The sequence below is a fragment of the Labilibaculum sp. K2S genome, from assembly GCF_030372765.1.
Taxonomy (GTDB): Bacteria; Bacteroidota; Bacteroidia; order Bacteroidales; family Marinifilaceae; genus Labilibaculum.
In genome coordinates this window covers 1-794 of sequence record NZ_JAUCMW010000082.1, presented here as the reverse complement: position 1 = coordinate 794, position 794 = coordinate 1, and the positions used below count along the sequence as shown (strand labels likewise).

Here is a 794-nt window from a genome sequence, read left to right as displayed (position 1 = left end):
TGCGTAAATTTAGGACAAATAAAAAACAAAACTATGCTTAAAGAAATCATATTGGTTACCGTTTTGTATGTTGGGTTTGTTTTTCCTAGTTCAGGGCAAACAACGACTGGCTTTAATTGTGAAGGAGCAGAAGTCTATATATCTACTACAGCAAGTCTGTTTTCTACATGTTCTGATTTGTATGTAAAGGGCAGTAATTTATGGAACGAAGGGCAATTTTATGCAGAAGGGCTGGAGTTAATAGAATGTGAGGATGCTAAATTAGGTTCAGGTACATTTAGCTTGCACTCTGATTATAGTGTTGATATAAGTGGTGATTTCATTCAGTTTGGAGTCTTTAATTTAGATTTGCCTGATAGCAAATTGAGCATTAATTCAGATTGTGAAATTTCAGACCGGCTTTTTCTAAAGTCTGGTCTTGTAAGTATAGAAGGTGGGCATAGTATTTTCATTTCTAATACTGACGAAGATGCCATTATTTTTAATAACAGCATTGATAATGATAGTTATATAAGTGGAAGTTTGAAAAGGAAAATTGCTTCCAATGGCACGTATTATTTTCCTGTTGGAAATGAGAGTTCCTTCCATCCGTTTTGCCTTTCAGATGCTTTAAGTGAAGATGAAATAAGCGTGATTTTTGATGAAAACGTACCCTTTAACTGGGAAAGTTCTAATGTTAATTCCACCTTAAAATTAGAGGATGTAGGTGGCTGGATTGTAAGTTCTGATTATGCCATTGAGAATAACTTCGTGCCAATTGTTTCAAAATTGGATTACAGTCAAAATTTACTTTC

1 protein-coding gene is annotated in these 794 nt (G+C 34.1%); it reads left to right on the top strand.

From position 1 onward, the window contains the following. Positions 1-33: 33 nt before the first annotated feature. On the top strand, positions 34-794 hold a 761-nt coding region (locus tag QUH73_RS20805), incomplete at its 3' end, for a hypothetical protein (protein WP_289532369.1).